Source organism: Isoptericola cucumis (genome assembly GCF_014635665.1).
GTDB classification, from domain to species: Bacteria; Actinomycetota; Actinomycetes; order Actinomycetales; family Cellulomonadaceae; genus Isoptericola; species Isoptericola cucumis.
This window is the reverse complement of the sequence record NZ_BMDG01000002.1, coordinates 171,463-187,912: the sequence shown is the minus strand read 5'-3', so window position 1 is coordinate 187,912 and position 16,450 is coordinate 171,463. Positions and strand designations below refer to the sequence as shown.

Genomic DNA, 16,450 nt, shown 5'->3' with positions numbered 1-16,450 from the left:
CAGCACTTTCACCCGGGTGACGACGGCCTGGGCCGGGCGCGCCGCCGCTAGCGTGATCGAGCGAGGAACCACCCGTACCGGCGAGGGAGCACAGATGTCCACGGCAGTCACAGCCCGCTCGGCGGCTCGCGTCGCGGTCGGCCTCCTCGTGGGCGCCGGCATCGGGATCACCGGGGCGCAGGCGGCGGTGGCGGACGCCGACCCCAGCCCGACCGGCACCCAGTACCCGCCGCCCGAGGAGCCGACGCTCACCGCCGACGTGCTGCAGCCGATCTGCGACGGCGACGTGCCGTACCTGCGCTACGCGGTGACGGCCACCGGCACCGACAGCGACTCCCTCACGCTCACCTGGATCAATCCCGCCGGCGAGGACGTCGTGCTGACCGGCCTGCCGCTGTCCGGGCGGGTGCTGTGGCCGGGAGCCGTCGCGGACACCGACGGCACCCCGATCGACTGGCCCGGCTGGCGGCTGGAGGACGGGGTGTGGGTCGAGGGCGACGAGTACGACTGGGTGCGCCCGTCCGTGGACGTCCTGTTCCAGGTCAACCCCGAGATGACGGCCACCGCCGCCTACCCGCCGTCCTCGCCGAGCTGCGCGACGGACCCGCCCGGCGTGCCGCCCTCCTCGCCGCCCGACGGCGCGGACCCGGATCCCGGCGAGACGGTCGGCGCCCCGGTGCCCGGGGAGGCCGCGCCACCCGGGCCGCAGGAGGCGGCGGCGCCCGGCGCCGGCTTCCTGCCGCAGACCGGCGCCGAGGTGGCCGGCCTCGTCGCGATCGCCGCCGGCCTGGTCGTCGTCGGCGGAGTCGCGGTCGCGGCCGTGCGCCGGCGCCGCACCTCCGGCTGACGCGTCAGGGCCGATCAGGGGCCGTCAGGCCTCCACCAGGATCGTCACGGGGCCGTCGTTCACCAGCTCCACGGCCATGTCGGCGCCGAACCGGCCGGTGGCGACCTCCAGCCCGCGCGAGCGCAGGTCCGCCACGACGGCGTCCACCAGCGGCTCCGCCACCGGCCCGGGGGCAGCCGCGTTCCAGGTGGGCCGACGGCCCTTGCGCACGTCGGCGTACAGGGTGAACTGGCTGACCACGAGCACGGGGGCGCCCTCGTCGGACGCCGACCGCTCGCCCCGCAGGATGCGCAGCTCGGCGATCTTGCGCGCGACCGTCGCGACCTGCTCCGGGCCGTCGTCGTGCGTCGCACCGACCAGGGCCAGCAGGCCCGGGCGGCCGATCGCGCCCACGACCTCGCCGTCGACCGTCACGCTCGCCCGCGTGACCCGCTGCACGACCGCCCTCACGCGAGCACCCCGTCCGCCGAGAACACCGCGCGGACCTGGCCGACCGGCACGCCGCCGCCGAGCACCGGCACGTCGGCGAGCGCCGCCAGCCCAGCCTCCGCCCGGGCCCGGTCCGTGCCGGGGAGCTCGAGCGCCCCCGCGGCCCGCAGCGCGGCGGCCAGCACCGCCGGGCGGGGCCGCGACGCGCCGTCGAGCACCTTGAAGGCGACGGCCGAGCCGTCGGGCAGGCCCGCCGCGTACACGCCGTCGGCGCCGTCCTTGGCGACGAGCCCGGGCACCGCGCGCATCGCGGCGGTCGCGTCGCGACGCTCGCCGGCGACGAGCTCCGGGTGCGCGGCGAACGCCCGCGCCACCCGGGCGAGGTGCGGCCGGAGGCCGTCGGCTCGCCGGCCGTCCGCAGCACTGACGCCGGGCTCCGCGTCCTCGCGCCCGGGGGCCGCCGCGAGCCGCGAGAACGCCCGGGCGAGGCCGAGCAGCGTGGTGGAGAACAGCGGGGCGCCGCAGCCGTCCACGGTCACGGCGATCCCGGCGGCGTCGTCGCCGGTCGCCTCCGCGACGGTCGCGCGGATCGTCTGCTGCAGCGGGTGCGACGTCTCCCGGTAGGTCGCGGTGTCCCAGCCCCGGGCCACGCAGGTGGCGAGCATCGCGGCGTGCTTGCCGGAGCAGTTCTGGGTGATCGGCTCGGGCCCGTGGCCGGCGCGCTGCCAGGCGAGCGCCTCGGCCGGGTCCAGCGGCAGGTCGGGCGTGTTCTGCAGGGCCGACTCGTCGAGGCCGGCACCCGCGAGGATCTCCCGCGCGCCGTCGCGGTGCACGGCCGCTCCGTCGTGGCTGGCGCCCGCCAGCGCGAGCAGCCGCTCCGGCAGGTCGAGGCCCGCGCGCACCATCGCCGCCGCCTGCAGGGGCTTGACCGACGAGCGGGGCCAGATCGTCGTCGTCACCTCACCCAGGGCGAGGCGCACCTCGCCCCGCGGGTCGAGCACGACGAGGTGTCCGAGGTGCACCGACTCCACGAGGCCGCCGCGCACCACCTCGGCGAGCGGCACGGCGCCGCGGGCGACGGGCGCGACCTCCCGGGTGATCCCGGGCGCCTCCCCGGCCACCGTCACCACCCGCCCGTGGGGCCCTGCGGGCGGCGGCCACCGCCCGTGCCGTACGGCTGGATCTTGGGGCGCACGTCGACCCAGTAGATGATCGCGGGCGCGACGGCGATGACGTTGAAGAACGACGTCGACGTCATCATGGCCGGCGGCAGGCCGAGGAAGCCGATCACCGCGGCGACACCGAGGATGATCAGCCAGATGTTCTTCTTCAGCTTGCCCTCGGAGACGTAGGCGTTCGCCGGGCGGCGCGCGGCGTCGACGAACGCGACGGCCTGCACGACGAGCACGACGACGGCGAGCGCCGCGAGGACGAGGAACTGGAGGGATCCGAGCACGGGGACGAGCCTACGGGAGGACGCGGAGCCGGACGGAGCGCGCCGCCCCCGCGACGTGCTCGTCCCAGGCCGCGACGACGGTGTCGTCGTGCGCGAGGGAGAGCGCGCTGGCCACGTGCAGCGCGTCGCCGCCGCGCAGCGGGACCGGGCAGGTGGCGAGCAGGTCCGCCGCGCGGTCGCCGAGGTCCCGCGTCACCTCGACCACGTGCAGCGCCGGCCACAGCGTCTCCCACGTCGCGGTGCCGCGGCGGCGGGCGAGCGGGTCGAGGACGCCGGCCCGCTCCCCCGCGGCGAGGGCCGCGCGGACCTCCGCGTCGGCGACGCGGGAGGTCGCGACGACGTCGGCCCGGTTCCACAGCGCGCTGGCGAGCCGCGAGCCGGGCTCGCGCACGCAGAGCTTCACCAGGGCGCTGGCGTCGAGGTAGACGAGGGCCATCGTGCTCCGTCCTTCGGTTCCGGTGTCAGCGCCGGATGCGGCGCACCAGGTCGGACATGCGCGACGGCGTCCGCGCGGCCGGTCGTGAGCCGTTCACAGCGGGGTCGGCCTCGGGCACGGCGTGCACGGGGCGCTCGGTGTCCGCGGGCGTGAGCAGCCCGTCGCGCACCAGCCCGGCGACGAGATCGGCCGTCTCGACGGCGGACAGGCGCGCGACAGGCACGCCGCGCTCGGTGATGACGACCTCCTCGCCGGCGCGGGCCTTCTCGATCCACGACTTCAGCTCGGCGCGCAGCGCGCTCACGGAGACCTCCATGACGCACGACCGTACCGCCCGCCCGCTCCCGCCGTCTGCACCTCCGTCGTGCCGAACAGGTGGTTGTCGTCGTATTGCGGGCGCAATACGACGACAACCACCTGTTCGGCGTCAGGGCGACGTCAGATCGCGCGCCGGTAGGCGCGGAACGCGAGCGTCGCGAGCCCCGCCATGGCCGCGACCGCTGCAGCGAGCAGGCCCAGGTGCAGCCAGACGGCACCGGGGTCGGCGAACCCCTGGAGCGCCTCGCGGGCCACGACGACCGCCCAGTCGAACGGATTGAACCGCGCGGCGGTGGCGATCCAGTCGGGCGCCAGGGACGGGTCCATCACCGCCGACGACAGGAACATCAGCGGGATCGTCAGCAGCTGGGAGACGCCGATGAGGGCCTCCTGCTGGCGGGTGAGCAGCGCGACCGCGCCGGAGAGCGCCGCGAACAGGCAGCTCAGCAGCGCCACCGCGACGAGCATGACCGCGATCCCCGGCCAGCCGCCCGGGAACCGGGCGCCGCCGACCCACGCCACCCCCACGACCACGAGCGCCTGCGCGCACGCGAGCAGCGCGTACCAGGCCATCGTCGCGCCGAGCAGCGCGCCGCGGCTGGTGGGCGAGGCGAGGAAGCGGTCCATGACGCCCCGGTCCATGTCCTGCACGAACGTGGTGCCCGCCCACGCGGCGCCGCCCATCGCCGTCATCATCACGACGCCGGGGGTGAGGTACTCGAGGTACGTGACGTCCGCTCCCCCGGCGAACCCGGGGATCTCGATCACGGACCGGAACAGCTGGCCGAACAGCAGCAGCCAGATCATCGGCTGCAGCAGGTTCATCACCATGAACACGGGGATGCGCATCCCCTGGCGCGCCTGCCGCCCGGTGAGCAGCACGGTCTGCGTCAGCGTGCCGGTCGCCGGCATGCTCGTCGTCGTGCTCGTCGGCGTGCTCATGCCGCCACCTCCTCGACGTCGGTGTCCCGGCCGGCAGGGGTCGCGGCCCGGTGGGCCTCCTCCAGGCTGCGGCCGGTGCGGGCGAGGTAGACGTCGTCGAGCGTGGGCCGGGACAGCCCGGCCGCCCGGACGTCGAGGCCCGCCGCGTCGAGCGCGGCGAGCAGCGCGGGCAGCGCGGTGGCGCCGGCCTCGGCGCGGGCCCGCAGGGTGCGGCCGTCGGCGACGACGTCGACGACGCCCGGCACGGCCGCCGCGGCGCGGGCCGCGGCCTGCGCGGTGCCGTCCTCCAGCTCGACGGTGATCCCGTCGCCGTGCAGCTCGTCCTTCAGGGCGTCGGGCGTGCCCGACGTGACGACGCGGCCGGCGTCGACGATGACGACCCGGTCGGCGAGCCGGTCGGCCTCGTCCAGGTAGTGGGTGGTGAGCAGGATGGTCATGCCGTCGCCGGCCGCCATGCGCTCGATCTCCGCCCACATGGCGGTGCGCGCCTCGGGGTCGAGCCCGGTGGTGGGCTCGTCGAGGAACAGCACCTGCGGGCGGTGCACCAGGCCGACGGCGACGTCGAGCTTGCGCGCCATCCCGCCGGACCAGGTCTTCACGAGCCGGTCGGCGGCGTGCGCGACGCCGAAGCGCTCGAGCAGCTCGTCGGCGCGGCTCCGCGCGGCGCGGGCGCACAGGCCCTGCAGCCGCCCGGCGAGCACGAGGTTCTCGCGCCCGGTGCCCATCGGGTCGGTCACGGGGCGCTGCGCCACGTAGCCGATGGCGCGGCGGACGGCGGCCGGGTCCCGCGTGACGTCGTGCCCGGCCACGCGGGCGCTGCCGGCGTCGGGCCGCGACAGCGTCGCGAGGATCTTCACGGTGGTGGACTTGCCGGCGCCGTTGGGGCCGAGCAGCCCCAGCACGGTGCCGGGTGCGGCGGCGAGGTCGAGGCCGGCGAGGGCGCGGACCTCGCGGCCCCGCCGTCCTGGGGAGCGGTAGGTCTTGGTCAGGCCGCGCACGTCGATCGAGGCGTCGATCGCCGGCGCCGACCCGTTCGGGGTCGTGCTCATGGTTCTCCTCCTGTGCGGTCGGAGGGTCCGGCGCACGCCCGTAGGCTGGGAGTGCGTCCGTGGTGCGGCCGAGCGCCGGACCCCGGGTCACCGGTCCCCGGGCGATGGCAGTCGCCCGGGGACCTTCTTGTGTCGGTGCGTTGGGTCAGTGCGTGGTGTCAGCGCTGGTCGCGCGCGCCCTCCCCCGGCGAGGTGAAGAGCATCCGCGCGAGGACGAGCATCATCACCGCGAGGGCGACGACGAACGTCAGCCAGGACCAGGCCCAGCCGACGGTGAGGCCGAGGACCACGAACACGACGAACGCCGAGAGCCAGATCACGAGCGTGTAGACCCCGAACCGCGCGGCGGCGGCCGGGTCCCGGTCGAAGCGGTCGAAGTGGCCCTCGGCGGCCTGCGCCCGTGCGACGTCCCGCACCCAGGCCTTCTTCCGGTTGGTCTGCGTGACGCCGAGCATCGTGAAGAGCACCCCGCCGACGACGACGGCACCCCCCGCGACGACGTACACCCACGCCCCGAACGTCCCGAGGGCGGTGAACAGCGCCAGCAGGAGCCCGAACGCCCCGAGCCCGGAGGCGAGGTAGTACCCGCCGGCGCGACCCTGCGGCATCGGGTGGTTCGTCGTCGTCTCGCGCGAGAGGGAGAGGCCCACGACGAATCCCGCGGCGCTGGACGCCGTCAGCAGGAGCGCGGCGACCGCGATCCCCGGCAGGGCGAGCACGCCGGCCGGGGCGAGCGCCGCGACCGCGACGGCCGCCGCGAGGACCAGCGACGCGAGGACGACGCCGAGCACGAAGCGCGGCGTCGGCCGCACCCGGTGCTGCTCGGCGGCCGCGAGGGCCGCCTGCAGGGCGGTGCGCGGGGCGCCGCCCGTCTCCTCGGCGACGTCGGCCTGGGCGTCGGCGACGATCGCCCGCACGTCGCCGAGCTCGTCGAAGGCGCGCCGGGCGGCGGCGTCGGGCGTGGCCCCCGCGGACTCGAGCTCGGCGGCCCGCGCCTCGAGGTTCGCCCGGATCTCCTCCTTGAGGTCCTGGACCTCGGGGGACGGCTCGACGCCGGCGAAGGCGTCGTCGAGCAGGCGGTGGACGGTGGTCATCGGGGGGTGTCCTTGTCTGTGCTGAGGAGGGCGTCGACGACGTCGCGGGTGGCGACCCACGCCGCGACGTTGCGCCGGTAGACGGCGCGGCCGGCGTCGGTGATCCGGTAGTACTTGCGGCGCCCGCCCTGGGACTCGTCGCCCCAGTAGGCCTCGACCAACCCGTCCTTGGTCAGGCGGCGGTACGTCGCGTAGAGCGTGGCCTCCTTGATCTCGTGCGCGCCGCCGGTGGCGTCGCGGATCGTCTTGTAGATCTCGAAGCCGTAGCGGTCCCCACGACGCAGCGTCGCGAGCACGATCGTGTCGGTGTGACCACGCAGCAGGTCGGCGGAGAACGCGTCGTCCGCCGTCGGGAGCTCATCTCGCTGCATCACGACAGGTACTGTATCTCATCCACTACCTGACGACAACGGGTGGTTGACGACCGAGACGGTTCCGGGTGCCGACCTGCCGTGGTCGTGGCAACGTGCGTGACGGGACGCAGGCACCACCGCGGCGGACCACGGCGTCCGCCCCCACGCCGGGAGGGCACCGCATGACCGCACCGAGCGCGCCGCCGACCGACCCGCAGGCGCTGCCCCAGGGCAAAGTCTGGGCGATCTTCGGCGGGCTCATGCTCGCGATGCTGCTCGCCGCGCTCGACCAGACCATCGTCGCGACGGCGCTGCCCACCATCGTCTCGGACCTCGGCGGGGCGGAGCACCTGTCGTGGGTCGTGACGTCGTACATGCTGGCGAGCACCGCCACCACGGTGCTGTGGGGCAAGCTCGGCGACCTCTACGGGCGCAAGGCGCTGTTCATCGCCTGCATCGTCATCTTCCTGATCGGCTCGATCCTGTCCGGCACGTCGCAGACCATGGGCCAGCTCATCGTGTGGCGCGCCGTCCAGGGCATCGGCGGCGGCGGCCTCATGGTCCTGTCCCAGGCGATCATCGGCGACGTCGTGCCGCCGCGGGAGCGCGGCCGCTACCAAGGCCTGTTCGGCGCCGTCTTCGGCGTCTCGTCGGTCGCCGGCCCGCTGCTCGGCGGCTTCTTCGTCGACAACCTCGACTGGCGCTGGGTCTTCTACATCAACATCCCGATCGGCGTGGTCGCGCTGCTCGTCGTCGCCTCCGTGCTCCCCCACATCGACGCCGGCGGCAAGCCGCGCGTCGACTATGCCGGCATCGTCCTGCTGGCCACCATCTCGACGTCGATCGTGCTGGTCACCAGCCTCGGCGGCACCACCTGGGAGTGGAGCTCCGGGCCCGTGTACGCGATGGTGGCGCTCGCCGTCGTGTCCCTCGTCGCGTTCGTCGTGGTCGAGCGGCGCGCACCCGAGCCCGTGCTCCCGCTGCACCTGTTCCGCAGCAAGGTGTTCTCGGTCGCCGCGGTGGTGGGGTTCGTCGTCGGCTTTGCGATGTTCGGCGCCATCACCTACCTGCCGCTGTACCTGCAGACCGTCAAGGGCTCGAGCCCCACCGAGTCCGGCCTCGAGATGACGCCGATGATGCTCGGCATGCTCATCACGTCCATCGGGTCGGGCCAGCTCATCTCCCGGACCGGGCGCTACAAGCACTTCCCGATCATCGGCACGGGCGTCACCGCCGTCGGGCTCTACCTGCTGTCCCTCATGGGCCGGGACACCACCACCCTCCAGGCGGGGCTCAGCATGTTCGTGCTGGGGGCCGGGCTCGGCATGGTGACGCAGGTGCTGGTCATCGCCGTGCAGAACGCCGTGAGCTACCGCGACCTGGGCACCGCCACGTCCGGGGCCACGTACTTCCGCACCATCGGCTCGTCCGTCGGGGTGGCCGTCTTCGGCACCGTCTTCGCGAACCGGCTCACGTCCGGGCTGAGCACCTCCGTGCCCGTCGCCGCCCAGGGGCCCTGCAGCCCGGAGGCGCTGTCCGCGTCGTCACAGGTCGTCGCGCAGTGCCCGCCCGAGGTGCAGGACTGGTTCCTCGACGGGTACGCCGACGCCCTGCACGGCGTGTTCCTGTGGGCCGTGCCGGTGGCAATCCTCGCCTTCGGGCTGGCCTGGCTGCTGCCCGAGGTCGAGCTGCGCACCGCGACCCGCGCCGGGGACGCCGAGACGGCCGGGCACGCGGCGGGCGCGGCCTTCGCGCTCGGCTCGGGCCGCACCTCGCTGGAGGAGCTGCGCCTCATCCTGTGGCGCCGCGTCGGCAAGCAGGACCCGCTGCGCGTGTACGAGCTGGTGGCGCGCGGCACCGACCTGTCGCCCGAGGAGTCCTGGATGGTCACGCGGGTCTCGCTCAAGCGGAAGCGCTCGGTGCAGCTCATGGCCGAGCGCACGGAGGTCTCGCCGGACACGGTGCGCCGCGTCGCCGAGTCGCTCCGGGACCGGGGCCTCGTCGAGGTCGACGGCGACGCCGTGCTGGCCACGCCGGCCGGCGACGCCGTCGCCGAGGAGATCCGCGAGGCCGAGCGCGAGCGGCTGCGCCGGTACGTCGCCGAGTGGCCCGGCGGCGACGAGCCCGAGGTCGACGCGCTCGTCGAGCAGCTCACGCACCAGCTCCTGGCCGACGACACGGACGTCGTCGAGCACCGCTGACCCGCGCGCCGGTCGCCGGCTACATCTCCGGGAGCGTGACGCGCGCGGTGTCCGGCGGCATGCCTGCCGCCTCGAGCGCGTCGACGACGGGCGAGCGCAGCAGCAGGACGAGGGACTGCACCTGCCAGTGCCCCTCCCCGACGGTGCGGGGGTCGACGTCGCGCGCGACCTCGGCGAGCGCGTCGCGCGCCTGCGCCATGCCGGACCCCGAGCCGAGGGCCGACGCCAGCAGCCGGACGCCGTGCGCGAAGCGCACGACGAGGTCCGCCACCGGGTCCGCCACCGGGTCGACCTCCGGCGGGGACGGCATCCCCCCGGCGAGCGGGACCGCGGCCACGCGATGGTCGGTGTCGTCGTCCTCGAGCGCGCCGAGCGACCGGAGCGCGGCAGGGGTGCGCCGGGCCAGCACGCGCACGCTCCGCATGGCGCGGTCGACCAGCACCGCCTGGGCGGCGAGCCGCGTGATCTCCCCGCGGTGCACGCGGTTGACGCTCACCCGGGCGATCTCGTCGGACTTCGTCGCGACGTCGTGCCACTCCTCGAGCACCTTCTCGGCGGCCCGCCCCCGCACCAGGGCCGCCGCCAGCTCGTCGGCGTCGCCGTCGCGCAGCCCGCGCGCGACCGACTCCAGGGTCAGGGCCAGCTCGCGCGTCCCGTCCTGCGCGAGGGCACGGATGCGGCGGCGCGGGTCGCCCGGGGTGATCAGCGCGACGAGCAGGGCGACACCGCCGCCCACCAGGGCGTCCGTCCAGCGCCCGAAGGCCCCGTTCGTGGCCACCGACGCGGGCAGGCCCACGACGACGCCCGCCTGGACCCCCGCCTGGATGGTCACGAGCGCCCCGCGGTCGATGAACCGGGCGATCGTCGCCGAGAGCCCCATCACCAGGGCGATCTGCCACCAGCCCGACCCGATGAGGTGCACCATGAAGTCGCCCAGCGCGACGCCGAGCGCGACGCCCACCGCGACCTCCGCCACCTTGCGCAGCTCCCGGTCGAAGCTGAACCCGAGGCACACCCACGCGGCGATCGCGGCGAAGAACGGCTGGGTGTGGCCCAGCACCACGGTGGCGATGCCGTAGGCGACGCCCGCGGCGAGCGCCGCCTGCAGCACGGGCCAGAACGACATGCGCACGCGGGAGATCCCCTGCCGCACGCGGATGCGCCGGGGCAGGGTGCGCAGGGCCGCGCGCGCGGCGGCGCCGGCACGGGCCACCGGCGCGTCGCCCTCGCGTCCCGCGCCCTGGGAGCTCACGCCGACCCGACCGCCCCTCGTCGACCCGCCACCGGCCTCACCGCGGCGGCGTCACAGCAGGCTCTGCGGAGCGTCCGGGCCGCGCGGGGTGAGCCCGCGCGCGAGCGGACCGTGCGCCTCCGGCCGGTCGGCCGACACGCCGTCGCCGGGCACGACGACCTCCTGGGCGGCGGCCACCTGCAGCTCGCTGCCGCCCACCTCGCCGACGACGGTCAGCTCGGCGTCCTCGGGCACGGACCGCTTGATCACCGCGAGCGCGACGGGACCGAGCTCGTGGTGCCGGGCGACCGTCGTCACCGTGCCGACCGCGCGCCCGTCGGGACCGCCCTGGCGGACCTCGGCGCCGGCGTCGGGCACGACGTGCTGGGAGCCGTCGAGGTGCAGCAGCACCAGGCGGCGCGGGGGGCGGCCCAGGTTGTGCACCCGCGCGATGGTCTCCTGCCCGCGGTAGCAGCCCTTGTTCAGGTGCACCGCGGTGCGCAGCCAGTCGAGCTCGTGCGGGACGCTGCGGTGGTCGACCTCGTGCGACAGGCGCGGACGCCAGGCCTCGACCCGCAGCGCCTCCGTGGCCCAGGTCCCCGCCAGGGTCCAGCCCGCGTCCTCGCGCTCCGCGACGGCGGCGGCCAGGTCGGCGCGCGGCACCAGCACGAGCCGCCAGGACCGCTCCGCGCCGGGGTGCTCGTCCGCGGGCGGGCCGTACCGGGTGCCGCCGGCGAGGACGGTGGGCCACCGGTCCCACCAGGTGACCGGCTCGGCGTCGGTGCCCTCGGCCGCGACGGGCTCGCCGATCGCGGCGTACTCGGCACTGACGTCGGCGACCTCCACACGCATCATGAACTTCATGCGCTCGAGCCACCCGGCGAGCGGCTCGGCGTGGTCGCCCTCGGTGATCAGCCAGGTCGCCTCGCCGTCGTCCACGACGCCGGCCGAGTGCTCGACGTGGCCCTGCGGGGACAGCACCAGCAGCTCGGTGGAGGTGCGCGGCGGCAGCGCCTGCACGTCCTGGGAGGTGATCGAGTGCAGCCAGCCCAGCCGGTCGGGGCCCGCGACCCGGACCACGCCCAGGTGGGACTGGTCGACGACGGCTCCCCCGCGCGCGAGCGCGCGCTGCTCGGCGACCGGGTCGCCGTAGTGCCACGCGATGCCGGCGTCGGCACCCGTCGCGGGGACCGCACCGTGGCGGGCGAGCAGCGGGCTGTCCATCAGGCCTCCACCTCAGACTTCCGTGATCAGACTTCCGTGATCAGACTTCCGTGACCCGGTCGAGCTTCGCCGAGGCGTAGGACCCGAGCGGGTGGCCGAAGGCGGCGAGCTCCTCGACCCACATGAGCTGCCCGTCGACCAGGCCGTACAGGCGCTTGGCCGCGGTGACCTCCGCGGCGGTCGAGGTGCGGGCCACGAAGTCCGTGGCCAGGTCGACCCGGCCGTTGCCGACCACGCCGAGGAACAGCGACAGCCGGCCCGACGCGTCGGTGAGCAGGACCTCCAGCGCGTGCCGGTCGTCGTCCAGGCCGTCGGGCCGGTCGCTGGACACGCGCCAGTAGCCGGTCTCCGTCGACCAGACGGTGTCGGGCTCGTCGGCCGCGTCGTCGTCGCCCTCGCCGTCGGCCACCGCCGCGGAGCGCACCCGCAGCGTGGACTCGACACGCAGGTACGGGCCGCCGTCGTGGTCGAACACGAGGTCGTGGACGAACGGGGTCTCGTCGATCCCGGGGTACTCGATGACGCCCTCGCCGCGCCAGCGGCCCACCAGCCAGGCCAGCGGGTACACCTCGGGCGCGAGGCCCTCGGGGAAGGCGAAGGGCATCAGCGCTGGCCCTGGAACAGCTTGTAGACGACGTAGCCGGCGAACCAGACGATCGTGACCGACACGACGACCAGCAGGCCGGTGAACACGGCCTCGAGAGCTTCGATAGACATGCTGCGATCCTACCCAGCCGTCACCGGCGGCACCCACCAGGCCCGGCCCGGGCGCACGGTCGGTAGGGTCGCCCGACATGAGCAGCTCCCCCGCCCCGGCGCCCGCCCGCACGCTCGTGATCAAGACGACCTCCGGCCTCGACCGCCCGGAGGCCGCGAACCAGGCCCTCACGGTCGCGGCGGCGGCCGTCGCCTCCGGCGTCGAGGTCAGCCTGTGGCTGACCGGGGAGTCGGCCTGGTTCGCCGTCCCCGGCCGCGCGGACGAGCTGACGCTGGACCACGCCGCCCCCGCCTCCGACCTGCTCGAGGCCGTGCTGGCCGCCGGCACCGTGACGCTGTGCACGCAGTGCGCCGCCCGCCGCGAGATCACGGCCGACGACGTCCTGCCCGAGGTCCGGATCGCGGGGGCCGCCGTCTTCACGGAGGAGGTGCTGCGCCCGGGCGCCCAGGCGCTCGTGTACTGAGCCGGCGCCGGTGCGCACGCCGGTGCGCCGGGTCCGTCCACGCCGTCGGCGCACCCGTTCGCGCCGCTCGTGTGAACTCCGCCACCACGTCTGCGGGCGACTGTCGCCCGCCGGTCCCGGTGCCGTAGATTGAACGTTGAAGCATCTGCTCCTGCACCCGCCGTGGACCTCGCGACGCGGACCGGCCCGATCACCGACCGCCCCGGTCTGCCGCCTGACGTCGCGGCAACCGACCCCGCCGCGACCGGAGACTCATCCATGACCTCGCCCACCCGGACCTGGAACGACCTCGTGATCCCGGCCGCCGGTTCGTACGTGCTCGACGACGAGCACAAGCGACTCGGATTCCTCGTGATGCACATGATGGTGAGCCCCGTGCGCGGGGAGTTCGCCGCCGGCAGGGCGACGATCCACGTCGCGGAGGACCCGATGGCCTCGTCGGTCACGGCCTCGCTGGACGCCTCGTCGATCGACTCCCACCTCCCGGACCGCGACGCCCACCTGCGCAGTGCCGACTTCCTCGACGTCGAGAACTTCCCGACGATCGACTTCCGCAGCACCGGCATCGAGTGGCACACCGAGGTGGACCCGATCTTCTCCTGGGCGCGCCTCAAGGGCCGCACCCCGGGCCGCGCCGACACCGCCCCCGCGGCGCTCAAGACCTCCGCAAAGTTCGTGCTCCACGGGGAGCTCACGATCCGGGGGGTCACCCACCCGATCGCGCTCGACGCCGAGTTCGGCGGGGCCGGGCGCGACCCGTACGGCCGCGACATCTTCGGGTTCAGTGCCACGGCCGAGTTCGAGCGGGAGAAGTACGGCCTGCTGTGGAACGTGCCGCTGGAGGCCGGCGGCGTGCTCGTCGCCAAGAAGGTCCGCATCGAGCTCGCCGGCGAGGCCATCAACATGGCCGGCGTGGTGGCGCGCCCGGCCTGACCGCCCTACATCTCAACCGAGGACGAGTCGCCCCACGACGAACACCAGGATGCCGCTCACGGCGACGGGCGTCGTGACCGCGGCGACCGCGGCCCACCGGCTCGACAGGGCGGGCTGGCGCTCGAACAGCAGGCGGAGCACCGCCACCACGAGACCGGACACGACACCGGCCACGGCCCCGGTGACCAGGTCGACCGACGGCACCGCCGTCGCCGCACCCGCGGCGGCCGCGCCGCCCAGCGCGACCCCGACGAGCGACCCCGCCCACCCCCGTGCGACGGGCAGCGCCGAGACGGCCGACGCGACCGCGAGCCCCACGGCGCTGGTCACGACCAGCGCCGAGCCCGCCTCGGTCCGGCCGGCCGCCACCCAGCCCGCGCACGCGACGGCGACGACGACGCCGCTGACGGTGCCGCTCACCGACTCGACCAGCCGGGCCCGCCCGCCGCGCCGGAGCATCTCCGCCACGAACGCGAGGACCAGGCCCATCGCGACCACCAGCGGCAGGTACCGCAGCACCGGCTCACCCCGCGTCACCCACGCGACGGCGACGCCGCCCACGCCCGTCAGGCCCACGACGACCGCCGTCCCGCCGCGGGCCGGGAGCCGCAGCAGGGGCGCCCACCCGACGGCGACGAGGAGCACCAGGACGGCCGCGACCGCCGCCAGGACGTCGGTGCCGAGGTAGGCGGCGGCCGCGACGACGGCGGCGAGCACGGTGGTGGAGACGGCTCGGGTGGTCACGGTCACGACGACGAGTGTCCCAGACACGCGCACACGTCCCGGCAACCGGCGCTTCACACGCCGGTAACACGGTTCGGGGCACACTGCGGGGACACGGCGCGCCGGCGCGCGCCGCACAACCAGGTCCGCCCAGGTGTGGCGCACACCGCAGCCGCGGTAACTTGTCGGACGCACCTGCGGGGCGCACCTGTCGGGCAGCAGCCCGCGAACGGGAGGAGGTGCCGTGGCAGATCTGTTGATCCTCACGCCCACGGCGACCGGTGGTTCCGTCGAGGTGCTGCCCGCGCTCGGGCTGTTGAGCCACCGGGTGCGCGTGCTGCCGATGGAGCCGTCGGCGCTCGTGGACGCCCCGGACTCGGACGTCGTCCTGCTCGACGCCCGGCGCGACCTCGTCGCCGCCCGCACCACCTGCCGCCTGCTGCACGCCACGGGCCTCACGGTGCCGCTCGTCCTCGTCCTCACCGAGGGCGGGCTGACGGTCGTGACGCACGAGTGGGGCGCCGACGACCTGCTGCTGGTCACCGCGTCCCCCGCCGAGGTCGAGGCGCGGCTGCGGCTCGTCGTCGAGCGGTCCGCCCACGGGCCGGTCGACGACGGACCGCAGGAGATCGCCGCGGGCGAGCTCACCATCGACGCCGGCGGCTACACCGCCCGCCTGCGCGGTCGTCCCATCGACCTCACCTACAAGGAGTTCGAGCTGCTCAAGTACCTCGTGCAGCACCCGGGCCGGGTCTTCACCCGCGCCCAGCTGCTGCAGGAGGTCTGGGGCTACGACTACTACGGCGGCACCCGCACCGTGGACGTGCACGTGCGACGCCTGCGCGCCAAGCTCGGGCCCGAGCACGAGCAGCTCATCGGCACCGTCCGCAACGTCGGCTACCGCTTCGACCCACCCAAGGAGCCCCGTGGGGGCGACGACGTCGAGCACGTGTCCGGGCCGCCGCCCGGGGGCGCCCGCGCGACGCCGCACCGCTGACCGCGGGTGAGCGACGACACCCGCCGGGCGCCGCGCGTCCGCGGGCGGCCCTGCGGACCGACCCGGTAGGTTCGACCGGATGACCGCGATGTCGGACTCCAGCGACTTCTCCAGCGCCCTCGTCGAGGGGCCCTGGACGCACGAGCTCGTGCCCGCGAACGGGTCGCGCTTCCACGTCGCCGTCGCCGGGCCGGAGCGCCGGGCCGGCGTCGCGAGCCCCCTGGTGGTGCTGCTGCACGGCTTCCCCCAGTTCTGGTGGGCGTGGCGCCACCAGCTGACGGCGCTGGCCGACGCCGGCTACCGCGTCGCGGCGATGGACCTGCGGGGGGTCGGCGCGTCCGACAAGCCGCCGTCGGGCTACGACGTCCCCACCAGCACCCGCGACGTCGCCGGCGTCGTGCGCTCGCTCGGGCACGAGCGGGCCGTCGTCGTCGGGCACGGCACCGGCGGGGCCGTCGCATGGTCGATGGCGAGCCTGCAGCCGGCCGTCACGGCCGCCGTCGGGGCGGTCTCCGCACCGCACCCCGCCCGCCTGCACGTCTCCGGGGCGCGGCTGCTCACCCGGGCCGCGCGCCGCCAGCTGGCGTTCTACCAGCTCCCCACGTTCCCCGAGCGCCGGCTCGTCGACGGCGACCTCGTCGCCCGCGTCCTCGACCTCGGGACGGCGCGCCCCCTGCCCGCGGACGACGTCGAGCTCTACCGGACCGTCATGCGCGTCCCGTTCGCCGCGCACACCGTGATGGAGTCGCTGCGCTGGACCGTGCGCTCGACGCCCCGGCCCGACGGACGCCGGTACCTCGCGGCGGTGCGACAGCCCGTCGAGGTCCCCGCGCTCCAGCTGCACGGCACGGCGGACGGCATCCTGGACCCCGAGTCCGCCGACGTGGACTCCGCCGCCCTGGTGCGGGACCTGCGCCTCGAGCGGATCGACGGCGCCGGGCACTACCTGCCCGAGGAGGCGCCCGACCAGGTCAGCGAGCTGCTGCTCGAGTGGCTGCCGCGCGTGGCGGCCACGCCACGCTGACCGGCGTCAGAC

General features: G+C 75.3%; 19 protein-coding genes. 6 read left to right on the top strand and 13 right to left on the bottom strand.

What is annotated here, in order from left to right; genetic code table 11:
- The first annotated feature begins 94 nt into the window (after window positions 1–94).
- Window positions 95–847, top strand: a complete 753-nt coding sequence (locus IEW03_RS03055) for an LPXTG cell wall anchor domain-containing protein (RefSeq protein WP_188522178.1) — start codon at window positions 95–97, stop codon at window positions 845–847.
- 24 nt (window positions 848–871) lie between these two features.
- Here IEW03_RS03055 and dtd read toward each other — a convergent pair whose 3' ends face one another.
- From dtd to IEW03_RS03010, 9 genes are all read right to left on the bottom strand, one after another.
- A complete protein-coding gene (dtd, locus tag IEW03_RS03050; protein WP_188522177.1) occupies window positions 872–1,297 on the bottom strand; it encodes a D-aminoacyl-tRNA deacylase in 426 nt (141 codons plus the stop codon).
- Window positions 1,294–2,403 (bottom strand): asparaginase, encoded by a 1,110-nt coding sequence (locus IEW03_RS03045; RefSeq protein ID WP_229737346.1) that lies wholly within the window; start codon window positions 2,401–2,403, stop codon window positions 1,294–1,296. The genes dtd and IEW03_RS03045 overlap by 4 nt, the downstream gene beginning before the upstream one ends.
- Window positions 2,400–2,732, bottom strand: a complete 333-nt coding sequence (locus IEW03_RS03040; protein WP_188522176.1) for a DUF2516 family protein — start codon at window positions 2,730–2,732, stop codon at window positions 2,400–2,402. The genes IEW03_RS03045 and IEW03_RS03040 overlap by 4 nt, the downstream gene beginning before the upstream one ends.
- Window positions 2,733–2,742: 10 nt before the next feature.
- On the bottom strand, window positions 2,743–3,168 hold the full coding sequence (locus IEW03_RS03035; protein ID WP_188522175.1) for a type II toxin-antitoxin system VapC family toxin: 426 nt from the start codon (window positions 3,166–3,168) through the stop codon (window positions 2,743–2,745).
- 25 nt (window positions 3,169–3,193) lie between these two features.
- Window positions 3,194–3,484, bottom strand: a complete 291-nt coding sequence (locus IEW03_RS03030) for a type II toxin-antitoxin system Phd/YefM family antitoxin (RefSeq protein ID WP_188522174.1) — start codon at window positions 3,482–3,484, stop codon at window positions 3,194–3,196.
- Window positions 3,485–3,606: 122 nt separating this feature from the next.
- Entirely contained in the window at window positions 3,607–4,428 is an 822-nt protein-coding gene (locus tag IEW03_RS03025; RefSeq protein ID WP_188522173.1) for an ABC transporter permease, read from the bottom strand.
- On the bottom strand, window positions 4,425–5,477 hold the full coding sequence (locus IEW03_RS03020) for an ABC transporter ATP-binding protein (protein WP_188522172.1): 1,053 nt from the start codon (window positions 5,475–5,477) through the stop codon (window positions 4,425–4,427). The genes IEW03_RS03025 and IEW03_RS03020 overlap by 4 nt, the downstream gene beginning before the upstream one ends.
- Window positions 5,478–5,635: 158 nt before the next feature.
- Window positions 5,636–6,571: a permease prefix domain 1-containing protein gene (locus tag IEW03_RS03015; protein WP_188522171.1), complete on the bottom strand. Its 936-nt coding sequence runs from the start codon at window positions 6,569–6,571 to the stop codon at window positions 5,636–5,638.
- A complete protein-coding gene (locus IEW03_RS03010; RefSeq protein ID WP_188522409.1) occupies window positions 6,568–6,942 on the bottom strand; it encodes a PadR family transcriptional regulator in 375 nt (124 codons plus the stop codon). Before IEW03_RS03010 ends, IEW03_RS03015 begins: the two co-directional genes overlap by 4 nt.
- A 164-nt stretch (window positions 6,943–7,106) precedes the next feature.
- Between IEW03_RS03010 and IEW03_RS03005 the strand changes: the two genes are divergently transcribed.
- Window positions 7,107–9,125 (top strand): MDR family MFS transporter, encoded by a 2,019-nt coding sequence (locus IEW03_RS03005; RefSeq protein ID WP_188522170.1) that lies wholly within the window; start codon window positions 7,107–7,109, stop codon window positions 9,123–9,125.
- Between the two features lie 19 nt (window positions 9,126–9,144).
- Here IEW03_RS03005 and IEW03_RS03000 read toward each other — a convergent pair whose 3' ends face one another.
- The 3 genes from IEW03_RS03000 to IEW03_RS02990 are packed head-to-tail and all read right to left on the bottom strand — an operon-like array spanning window position 9,145 to window position 12,184.
- Window positions 9,145–10,377, bottom strand: a complete 1,233-nt coding sequence (locus IEW03_RS03000; RefSeq protein WP_229737345.1) for an FUSC family protein — start codon at window positions 10,375–10,377, stop codon at window positions 9,145–9,147.
- Between the two features lie 51 nt (window positions 10,378–10,428).
- Window positions 10,429–11,580 carry a CAF17-like 4Fe-4S cluster assembly/insertion protein YgfZ gene (gene ygfZ, locus IEW03_RS02995; RefSeq protein WP_188522169.1) on the bottom strand — a complete coding sequence of 384 codons (1,152 nt, stop codon included), beginning with the start codon at window positions 11,578–11,580 and terminating at the stop codon, window positions 10,429–10,431.
- 40 nt (window positions 11,581–11,620) lie between these two features.
- Window positions 11,621–12,184 (bottom strand): heme-binding beta-barrel domain-containing protein, encoded by a 564-nt coding sequence (locus IEW03_RS02990; RefSeq protein ID WP_188522168.1) that lies wholly within the window; start codon window positions 12,182–12,184, stop codon window positions 11,621–11,623.
- A 190-nt stretch (window positions 12,185–12,374) separates the two neighbouring features.
- Between IEW03_RS02990 and IEW03_RS02985 the strand changes: the two genes are divergently transcribed.
- Both IEW03_RS02985 and IEW03_RS02980 read left to right on the top strand, forming a co-directional pair.
- The gene (locus IEW03_RS02985) at window positions 12,375–12,761 is read left to right on the top strand and encodes a DsrE family protein (RefSeq protein WP_188522167.1); all 387 of its coding nucleotides are present in this window, start codon (window positions 12,375–12,377) and stop codon (window positions 12,759–12,761) included.
- 258 nt (window positions 12,762–13,019) lie between these two features.
- Complete coding sequence (locus IEW03_RS02980; RefSeq protein ID WP_188522166.1) at window positions 13,020–13,694, top strand: YceI family protein; 675 nt, start codon at window positions 13,020–13,022, stop codon at window positions 13,692–13,694.
- Window positions 13,695–13,706: 12 nt separating this feature from the next.
- Here IEW03_RS02980 and IEW03_RS02975 read toward each other — a convergent pair whose 3' ends face one another.
- Window positions 13,707–14,444: a hypothetical protein gene (locus IEW03_RS02975; RefSeq protein WP_188522165.1), complete on the bottom strand. Its 738-nt coding sequence runs from the start codon at window positions 14,442–14,444 to the stop codon at window positions 13,707–13,709.
- Between the two features lie 217 nt (window positions 14,445–14,661).
- On the opposite strand from IEW03_RS02975, the gene IEW03_RS02970 reads away from it, so the two are divergent.
- The gene (locus IEW03_RS02970) at window positions 14,662–15,414 is read left to right on the top strand and encodes a winged helix-turn-helix transcriptional regulator (RefSeq protein WP_229737344.1); all 753 of its coding nucleotides are present in this window, start codon (window positions 14,662–14,664) and stop codon (window positions 15,412–15,414) included.
- Window positions 15,415–15,493: 79 nt separating this feature from the next.
- Window positions 15,494–16,438 carry an alpha/beta fold hydrolase gene (locus IEW03_RS02965; protein ID WP_188522164.1) on the top strand — a complete coding sequence of 315 codons (945 nt, stop codon included), beginning with the start codon at window positions 15,494–15,496 and terminating at the stop codon, window positions 16,436–16,438.
- The last annotated feature ends 12 nt before the right edge of the window (window positions 16,439–16,450 follow it).

Bases quoted from the DNA above. Each gene is read 5' to 3' on its own strand.
- IEW03_RS03055 (WP_188522178.1), top strand. From the start codon at position 95: ATGTCCACGGCAGTCACAGCCCGCTCGGCGGCTCGCGTCGCGGTCGGC.
- IEW03_RS03035 (WP_188522175.1), bottom strand. From the start codon at position 3,168: ATGGCCCTCGTCTACCTCGACGCCAGCGCCCTGGTGAAGCTCTGCGTG.
- IEW03_RS03030 (WP_188522174.1), bottom strand. From the start codon at position 3,484: ATGGAGGTCTCCGTGAGCGCGCTGCGCGCCGAGCTGAAGTCGTGGATC.
- IEW03_RS03025 (WP_188522173.1), bottom strand. From the start codon at position 4,428: ATGAGCACGCCGACGAGCACGACGACGAGCATGCCGGCGACCGGCACG.
- IEW03_RS03020 (WP_188522172.1), bottom strand. From the start codon at position 5,477: ATGAGCACGACCCCGAACGGGTCGGCGCCGGCGATCGACGCCTCGATC.
- IEW03_RS03015 (WP_188522171.1), bottom strand. From the start codon at position 6,571: ATGACCACCGTCCACCGCCTGCTCGACGACGCCTTCGCCGGCGTCGAG.
- IEW03_RS03010 (WP_188522409.1), bottom strand. From the start codon at position 6,942: ATGCAGCGAGATGAGCTCCCGACGGCGGACGACGCGTTCTCCGCCGAC.
- IEW03_RS03005 (WP_188522170.1), top strand. From the start codon at position 7,107: ATGACCGCACCGAGCGCGCCGCCGACCGACCCGCAGGCGCTGCCCCAG.
- ygfZ (WP_188522169.1), bottom strand. From the start codon at position 11,580: ATGGACAGCCCGCTGCTCGCCCGCCACGGTGCGGTCCCCGCGACGGGT.
- IEW03_RS02990 (WP_188522168.1), bottom strand. From the start codon at position 12,184: ATGCCCTTCGCCTTCCCCGAGGGCCTCGCGCCCGAGGTGTACCCGCTG.
- IEW03_RS02985 (WP_188522167.1), top strand. From the start codon at position 12,375: ATGAGCAGCTCCCCCGCCCCGGCGCCCGCCCGCACGCTCGTGATCAAG.
- IEW03_RS02980 (WP_188522166.1), top strand. From the start codon at position 13,020: ATGACCTCGCCCACCCGGACCTGGAACGACCTCGTGATCCCGGCCGCC.
- IEW03_RS02965 (WP_188522164.1), top strand. From the start codon at position 15,494: ATGACCGCGATGTCGGACTCCAGCGACTTCTCCAGCGCCCTCGTCGAG.